The organism is Halolactibacillus sp. JCM 19043, from assembly GCF_001310395.1.
Lineage (GTDB): Bacteria > Bacillota > Bacilli > Bacillales > Amphibacillaceae > Halolactibacillus > Halolactibacillus miurensis.
In genome coordinates this window covers 1-7,707 of the sequence record NZ_BAXD01000060.1, presented here as the reverse complement: position 1 = coordinate 7,707, position 7,707 = coordinate 1, and the positions used below count along the sequence as shown (strand labels likewise).

Genomic DNA, 7,707 nt, shown 5'->3' with positions numbered 1-7,707 from the left:
GTCGTTTTCATCGGATAATTCGATTACCAAGAATTTTTCTTTGCTCATTTACTTCACCACCCTTCAGCACATAATAAAAAGACACCCTATTCGGATGTCTTAAGTGTATCTTTTTCGATATTCATAATTGCTTCATCAATTATAATAACGTAATGTGTAGCAATAGATGTCTTTTGATTCTTTTTTTTATACATTAACCATCCTCCTAGAAGGATTATAATAAAAAATACTACTATAACTAATCCAACTACTGTAAATAAAAAGGAAGGCTCAAGCAAGTTAAAAAGCTCGGTTATGTCTTTCTGTTCAATTTCTTCCTTATTTAAGTCTATAGTCTTTGTAAATAAACCTTGTAACCAATTAGAGTACACCGTCATGACCGATATAGAGAGAGTTGATATCGAAACAATATAACCCAATAAAGTTGGTTGCAAATGATTACTTATGTAACTCTCATCTCCGTTATATAATAAGGAATTTTTTATTCTACGTTTCATCATGTGTAACTCTTCTAATGAGTGTTGTGTTGATATATCTTTTATCAAAGTGATATCGTCTCTTATAGCGTTATTTTTAATACAACCATATCTTCTTTCTAAATATTTTATAGTATCTTTAGAATGATAGAAATTTCTTATCATAAACTTCACCCTATTTTTATATCGGATAACCACTTTTAAAATAAAGGAATTTCTAAGAACAATAATACCTTCATTTTTTTAATAATCCTTCTTCACTGATCCAATCTGAGTATTTACCTTTCGCCATGACCTCACCACCTTTTTCGAATATTAAAAAGACGCCTCATTGAGATGTCTTATCGAAATTCACTATAAAATACCCTAACTCTCTAGAATCAATAATAGATATTTCATATCCCTCTTCAGTATATTCGTTAGTCTTTACTACATCCGCACTATTCATGACAATAACTACGTTGTCGACAAGCTTTGTAATATCTAATCCTAATGCCTTAGCCATCAAAGAGATATAAATAAAAACCTCATCTTCATTACCGTTATAGGATAAGTGGTATCCTTTAATTTCACCTTCTAGATTATACTTAAACTCAAGGTCTAAATTGCCTTCTTGAACCCTTTGCCAATATAAATCATTTTCGATTCTAGGTTCTTCTAAATTGTCCTTATTAATTTTATCGATGTCATAATCAGAGTTTTCAATGTACCTATTTAACAATTTTATGAAAACATCTCGTTCTTCAGCCGATTCTTCACTTATGTTAAAACCGTCTGCAACTTGCTCTATGTTATCTTTATCTACTTGATTATTACCGCATGCTGTTAATGACAACAACACGATTAAACTCAATAGTATACGTTGCATTCTCATCTCCTCCTCGCCTTTATTATACACAATAACACAAAATATTCCTCCTAATTGGCAGGAATTCTAACATTTTTGTCGAATACTGTATAAAAGGGAGGTGATGAAATGAACAAAAGACCCAGTAGTAAACCGATCAAGAAACCAAGTGGTTTACCATCAAAACATATTAAACATTCTGCCGACAAGCCATCTTATACTAGTAAACCATCAAGGCCAGTAAAACCTAAGAAGTAATTCCATCTGGAAATCTTTCGTTAAACATTTTTTGTGCCTCCAGAGCACCGTTTAAATTGTAGACGTTTATCATCACACCAGTATCTAAGTCTACATAAGTTTGTTCAATTTCAACATCGTAATATTCCATTACATTTGCCCAATGTTCTGCAGCCTCGAGCACAATTGCGTGTCCAATTTCATGTGCTCGAGGTACTCTTATTAAACATCCTTTTATAGATTTTTCTTGTCCTTCTCTTTTCAACTCAACTACTTGCCCTTGATTATTTAGAAACATTGAATCCCACACTGTTGAATGCGCTCCTAATGACGCTATTTTATTATTCGTTCTTACCTTGTTCACTTGAACAATCAGTTTTTTATAAAGGTATTTCGAAATGAATCTAGCTAAGCAAAAGCTAACTACTACTGTCAATAGAGTATAAAATAAAATGAACCATATATTACCTGACAACGTCATCAAATCAGCTAAATTATCTACATAACTCCATTCTTTCTTTAAAATGGGTATATCAAAGCTTGGATGAAGAACTTCCCAGTGTGAAGCGAGCGCTAGTATATTATATATTGCAAGGATAATACATATGATCGGGATCCACAATAAAATAATAATGACTGCCATTTCGCCATTATTCTTTTTAGAACTCGGAGTTATCCCAAATAAATTTATCCAGAAATACGTTACAAATCCTGGTACAGTGAAAATAATCAATGCGATAATTTCTTGCATCTAAACCCCTGCCTTAAATTCAAATTTTACTACCCTAGGTTCATGTTACTACTTATCAGCACATTAAAGTATAAATTATACTTATAAAGTTTTCTATGTTATTACTATAAACCAGATTTTCAATAGTTTCTATCGTTTTTATACACCCTAAGAAAATGTTAAGTTATTGGCGAATTTAATCATTTTGATTATTTCAGCATGTTTACTATATATATAGTTGGGACTAAGATTTAGTCTATCAGCAATATCAATTAACTTCATGCCCTCGACATACTTTAAATAAAGTATCTTATTATCCAATCCTTTAAAAAGACTGATGAGTTTCTTAGCATCATATAGATCATTCATTTTATGAGCAAGCTCATGTTGCTTTCTTTCTATAATTTGCTCTAGTTGACTCGCTTTCGATTGATCAGTTAATTGAACGTTTTGTAAATCTCCATAAGTCCAACGCTTTAGTTCTTTCTTGTATCGTTCTAATTCAAATTCTAAGTAATCTGTTTCTTGCTCTAAAAATTGATAATCTTTAAGCCACTCATACAACATGATCACCTGCTTTCTTTACAAATAGCTATCATCTTCCTCATCATTGTCATCAGTTTCAGAAAAAAGAACTTTAAAGGTTTGCTCAATTATCTCTGTTCTTTTTCTAATTTGATCGTTTGTCATCTTTTCATAGTTAGGACGCGGAAGAGTAGAAAACTCTTGGTCTTTTTTAATAAGTGCTTTTCTTTCTTCATCATTCATATTGAAACCTACTTTCTATTGGTGTCACAAGATAGTGTCACAAGATCAAATCCACACTCAATCCTTACAGGCGTATGGTTTTGTATCGGTGTCACAAGATGGGTGTGACATTCTTTTTTTATTTTTAACATCTCTTATTTTTCTTCTTCTTTATTTTTATATAAATATTATTAATTTATCTTGTGACAAAAGAAAAAACATAGTATAAATGTATATATAATAAGGGTTCGAGGGTGTCACAAGATGTATTTTTGATCTTGTGACAGTTAACATGTTAAAAATGCTGTCTTTCCCTTGTCGCTCTAAGGTCCAATAGGTGTCACAAGATGATTACCCTATTTTTGTGACACATCTTGTGACAGCGAATTGTAAAACACCCTAACTCGTTTTCCGTTTTTGCGTACTTGTTTCCAGTCATATCCATCTTTAGCCAACCGCCTACCAAACTCAGTAGTCCCAACAGCCTTAAGACCAGATTCTTCACAATAGGCCGAATACTGCATATAAGCGTTCTTTGTTACTTTCCCGTCAACGCTATAGTTATCAAGGAAACTGAGTACACTGTCAGACTGAACAAAATACTCTTTTGTTATATCAGATACAGCTTTACATTCCGTCAAATCTCCTTGCTCGATAATCCGCCGCATACCTTCAATCGCAAGTTTCAACAAATAAGATTTCGCATTATCTGTTGATAACTTCGCATCAATCTCTATATCTCTTTCCACTACTCTCGCATCACATGGAATAACACGCATACGCTTCTTTATCCCACCGGACTTATCTTTAAATATCGGAATCTCATTACACGTAAAAACAAGCGTAGCCTTATTATTTAATGTAACAGCAGGCGAATAAATCGGTCTAATCATAACGGGATCGCCAGAAACTATTGTTTTAAAATTACTAGACTTATCTAAGTAACTCGCGTTAATATCATCAGCCACATTAAGTAGCTTACCGACCAAGCTATAAACAGTCGTGTCATCATCAAATTTATCCAATGGCACATTCGTATGTAAACCATCAGCGAAAGATTGAATCATCTTAATGAGTGTGGATTTTCCGTTATCCCCGCTTTCGCCCCAAAAGAAGAAGGCACGGTGCGGGAAACCTTTCGTCATCAAAATATGGCCAAATACTTCCTCCACAAACTTGCGGAGATCTAATCGATTACAGGTGAACCAGTTAAGAAATTCATCTACATACTTATCATAAGCATCATCTCTATACGTCGCATCGAGATAAAACGGCGTAAATCCTGGATCAACTTCAACGATCTCGTTTTCGAATAAGCAATACCCATTGTTTAATTGGACAGGTAAATCATCATCATCTTGAAGTGCCGCCTTTATTTTAAACAATTCTTTTAATTCTTTGTGTTGTGATGGCTTGAGTTTAATCAACTGATCAATGGCCCGTAAAAGTAAGTTTTCATCTGATATATAGTGACCATTTTGGTTAAAAAAGAGCTTACCTCTGAAATAATGAATGGACAATTTTTCAACCAAGACCTCACTAGTCATAATCATATCCTTTTTATTTAAAAATTTGCTTATGTTTTCGTTGACTTCTTTCGCCTGGACACTTTCTAGTAGATTAGATAACTCTTTATCCTTTAGTGGTTCGGCGAAAGTGTACTGATTAATAAATCCTGCTAAGTTACTGAGTTCTTCATCCCAACGTGTATACATTTCCCTTGTCGTGAGCAAGTGGGTGTAAAGATTACTATTTCTTCCTTGTCCGTCACTTAGGCCAACAAGCTGCTCATTTAACTTATTCGGAAAGAGCGTGAATGGCAACTCTGGCAACTGGTCAAAGTTACCGAGAAACTTGCGGTTTTCCATTTTTCGCATCTTTCCGTTTTGCTTAACAACAATTGGTTGCTTAGTTGTATGTTTATAGTCAACAACCATACCCGCGTTGGTTAATTTCTTGACCCAGTTCTTTAGGTACACATGCTTTGGTTTGCGATAATAAAGGTGGAACCCCCTCGTTGTATGAACCTTGAGCGTTGGGTACTGATTAAAGATTACCTCTCCGATTTTTACAGACTCTTTATCATCAAAGTCTACTACTACCGTTTTACTATCTAGTAAGATGGCTGCATCTTTATAATTCTTATGATCAGTACTGAATGTATCAAAATTATGCTTGGGTACTTTTCCGTCCAGTTCAATATATTTAAGCAAAGATGATCACCTCCTATCTATGGTGTTGTGATATAATACTCCTTAAAAAAAGGTGGTAAAAAATGAATTTTAAAGAATGGTTAATGCATTTTAAAGACGTAAATCGACCAATAGGTGATCTTGCGAAAGATGTTGCAGTAGATGATCATTTCCCTATTTCATCAGATAAAGAAGAGATTAAAGAACATCTTGAAAAATACAATGCATCAGAAACTGTGATGGATATTTTTGAATGTGTATATGATTTTTACAAAGTAGAAAAACACATCTATTGACTATGGTATTTTCTGCGACCGGTTCGTTTGTCTGCTATAACATCATCTCTATACAATTGAGCTTTCTTGGTTTTTTCATCAACCGAGGAAGCTCCTTTTATATCTTCCTGTTTTACAAATACACCATTAATCATTTCACCTTTTCGGTCCTTGATCTCTGAATAAGCGACTTCAACACAACGATTAATATCAACACCCAACTGCTTTGATAAAATCGTCAGTACGACATACATGTCACCTATCGAGTCTATCACTAGGTCATAATCACTTTTCACCATACCTTGGCATAGTTCGCCATATTCTTCACCTAACTTTAGAATTTGCTTCGTTGGATCAGCAACGTGTAACTTTTTTTCTATTGCCCAATCCTCAATACGTTCTGTTAACTCATTCATGCTATTCATTATTATCACTCCTGACTTTATTCTGGTTTTTTTAAGTAATCGCAGCTTATTCCTCTAAATTGTAATACCGCTTGTAATCGTTCCAATCGTCTAAGTCTAACCCTGAATTTTTAGCTTTAATATAATCTTCGTTGGAGTAGGGTTTGGGTACACTATATCCCATCTTGATCAATTGCATTTGCACAAAGTGATCCCCCTCTTTACCAAAATAGGCAGGATCAACACCAAAGTGCTCGTTAGCTTTTTTCATCACTTTTTCAAAGTCTTCATCTTTGATCATTTTGTCACTTCCTCTACAATGTCGAATAATCGTCTATCTAACGTGAATGATCCTGCAGGCTCGTAATCACGATTATCCCAATCCTCAGAAAAAGCGCTCCAATCATTTCGATAAGAACCAAACATTTCATCTTGCTCTAATTCGTACATGAATCGTTTCCACTTGATGTCGTTTTTGCTACTGTAGGAGCTAATGACCATCCATCGTCACCATACAACTGCATGAAGCTATCTGTTAAATACGCTTCGCTTACTGCTATGTGATTAAAAGCTTTTACTATGAGGTGAAACTCGTCTTGTGACATTCCATCGTATATTTCTTTAAGTAGGTTCATATCAACTTTTTTAAATTTAACGAGATATATTCTTAATTTCATTCCGTCACCACTCCTTACATTGCTCTTCGCCTTTCTTGTATTCAAAATCAATCGGTATAATTTTCTCGGGTTTAAAAATCATCTTATAATCATACTCTGACACATCAGACGTCCCTAACTGCTCGACTGTATAAGTAACGTTGTCACTCAATCCCAAATAGTGTTTTTGATATTTGTCCGGACCGACTTTCGCAATCACTTCAATGACATTGTCTCTATCAATATCTACACTAATATTTCCGACCATTTCCATGATATAAGTGTCAGTGAGCGAGTTATAAAACACTACACGTCTGATCACTCTAAATTCATCCGAATCCTTGCTGATATTGTGTGACACTGTGTCAGCCGCTGAACAAGCGCTTAATAATATTGTTAGTAAAACCATAGTTAGTAAAATCAATTTTCGTTGCTTCATTTTTCATCTCCTTAATCGTTTTTATTGTCTACTTTGACTATTCTTCTACTTCTAAAGCATTCCTATCATCTTCAAATTCTCGATTGTCCTAACGATTTCCTCAGGTGATTCTTTGACTTCCATTGGACACCCATCTATCTAAACAAAACATTAGAGTAGTTTCCTTCATCGGTGATTGATTCGACACTCGCTACGTTTATCCAAATTATTTTTCCGCCTCTCAACGTCAACTTTATAAACATTTTCTTCATCTCCCTTGGATCTGTTTCATATTAACCATTCAAAACATCCATCCCTCAATTTGTTTAATGTACCAATTGAGGTCTAATTGACGTTTATCCAATCTTTTTAGTTCTTTATTCCAAACAAAACAATTATCACTGGTGTATGGCACCTTGCTGTATTTGGTTTCTTTGTCATTTTTAGTTTTATAAACCGTCCCCAAGTATTTATCCTTTGTTGCAAATATACGATTAACATTTTGTAGTTTATTAAAGTTGCTACTATAAGAACCTTCCAGTAACGTATCTTCTTTTATTTCTTGTGCCATTCCATCAAATTTTCCTGCTTTGGCCACTAATTGAAAATACTCAAATCGCTTAGCTTTCCATAGATCAACGACCGTCTTATTAACTTTGATTCCGTGCATATAATAATCAACTAAAGCACGGTCAATAATCGTCAAGCTGTTGCGCTCAAAGTCA

At 34.2% G+C, this 7,707-nt stretch carries 13 protein-coding genes and 1 pseudogene; 2 read left to right on the top strand and 12 right to left on the bottom strand.

Features of this window, described 5'->3' with window-relative positions; all coding sequences use genetic code 11:
• Nucleotides 1–86: 86 nt before the first annotated feature.
• Nucleotides 87–641, bottom strand: a complete 555-nt coding sequence (locus tag JCM19043_RS15420; protein ID WP_062323911.1) for a hypothetical protein — start codon at nt 639–641, stop codon at nt 87–89.
• Between the two features lie 163 nt (nt 642–804).
• Nucleotides 805–1,344, bottom strand: coding sequence for a hypothetical protein (locus JCM19043_RS15415; RefSeq protein ID WP_062323909.1), 540 nt, complete (start codon nt 1,342–1,344; stop codon nt 805–807).
• A gap of 108 nt (nt 1,345–1,452) precedes the next feature.
• Here JCM19043_RS15415 and JCM19043_RS18335 point away from each other — a divergent pair, with 108 nt between their 5' ends.
• The gene (locus tag JCM19043_RS18335; protein ID WP_255349980.1) at nt 1,453–1,581 is read left to right on the top strand and encodes a hypothetical protein; all 129 of its coding nucleotides are present in this window, start codon (nt 1,453–1,455) and stop codon (nt 1,579–1,581) included.
• Here JCM19043_RS18335 and JCM19043_RS15410 read toward each other — a convergent pair.
• The 4 genes from JCM19043_RS15410 to JCM19043_RS15395 form a co-directional block, all read right to left on the bottom strand.
• Nucleotides 1,571–2,311, bottom strand: coding sequence for a hypothetical protein (locus JCM19043_RS15410; RefSeq protein WP_062323907.1), 741 nt, complete (start codon nt 2,309–2,311; stop codon nt 1,571–1,573). The two genes, JCM19043_RS18335 and JCM19043_RS15410, sit on opposite strands and share 11 nt — an antisense overlap.
• A gap of 147 nt (nt 2,312–2,458) precedes the next feature.
• A complete protein-coding gene (locus tag JCM19043_RS15405; RefSeq protein WP_062323913.1) occupies nt 2,459–2,854 on the bottom strand; it encodes a hypothetical protein in 396 nt (131 codons plus the stop codon).
• Nucleotides 2,855–2,872: 18 nt separating this feature from the next.
• Complete coding sequence (locus JCM19043_RS15400) at nt 2,873–3,058, bottom strand: hypothetical protein (protein WP_062323905.1); 186 nt, start codon at nt 3,056–3,058, stop codon at nt 2,873–2,875.
• 335 nt (nt 3,059–3,393) lie between these two features.
• Complete coding sequence (locus JCM19043_RS15395) at nt 3,394–5,250, bottom strand: phage/plasmid primase, P4 family (protein ID WP_062323903.1); 1,857 nt, start codon at nt 5,248–5,250, stop codon at nt 3,394–3,396.
• 62 nt (nt 5,251–5,312) lie between these two features.
• On the opposite strand from JCM19043_RS15395, the gene JCM19043_RS15390 reads away from it, so the two are divergent.
• Complete coding sequence (locus JCM19043_RS15390; RefSeq protein ID WP_062323901.1) at nt 5,313–5,525, top strand: YozE family protein; 213 nt, start codon at nt 5,313–5,315, stop codon at nt 5,523–5,525.
• On the opposite strand, the gene JCM19043_RS15385 is transcribed toward JCM19043_RS15390, so the two are convergent.
• The 6 genes and pseudogenes from JCM19043_RS15385 to JCM19043_RS15365 all read right to left on the bottom strand — a co-directional run.
• Nucleotides 5,519–5,929: a MazG-like family protein gene (locus tag JCM19043_RS15385; protein WP_231631585.1), complete on the bottom strand. Its 411-nt coding sequence runs from the start codon at nt 5,927–5,929 to the stop codon at nt 5,519–5,521. The two genes, JCM19043_RS15390 and JCM19043_RS15385, sit on opposite strands and share 7 nt — an antisense overlap.
• A gap of 46 nt (nt 5,930–5,975) precedes the next feature.
• Nucleotides 5,976–6,209 carry a hypothetical protein gene (locus tag JCM19043_RS15380; protein WP_062323897.1) on the bottom strand — a complete coding sequence of 78 codons (234 nt, stop codon included), beginning with the start codon at nt 6,207–6,209 and terminating at the stop codon, nt 5,976–5,978.
• Nucleotides 6,206–6,358: a hypothetical protein gene (locus tag JCM19043_RS16650; RefSeq protein ID WP_156321447.1), complete on the bottom strand. Its 153-nt coding sequence runs from the start codon at nt 6,356–6,358 to the stop codon at nt 6,206–6,208. The genes JCM19043_RS15380 and JCM19043_RS16650 overlap by 4 nt, the downstream gene beginning before the upstream one ends.
• Nucleotides 6,346–6,585, bottom strand: a complete 240-nt coding sequence (locus JCM19043_RS15375) for a hypothetical protein (RefSeq protein WP_062323896.1) — start codon at nt 6,583–6,585, stop codon at nt 6,346–6,348. Before JCM19043_RS15375 ends, JCM19043_RS16650 begins: the two co-directional genes overlap by 13 nt.
• A gap of 4 nt (nt 6,586–6,589) precedes the next feature.
• Nucleotides 6,590–7,003: a hypothetical protein gene (locus JCM19043_RS15370; RefSeq protein WP_062323894.1), complete on the bottom strand. Its 414-nt coding sequence runs from the start codon at nt 7,001–7,003 to the stop codon at nt 6,590–6,592.
• A gap of 280 nt (nt 7,004–7,283) precedes the next feature.
• Nucleotides 7,284–7,707 (bottom strand): annotated as a pseudogene (locus JCM19043_RS15365) (DNA polymerase B); the annotation flags it as partial.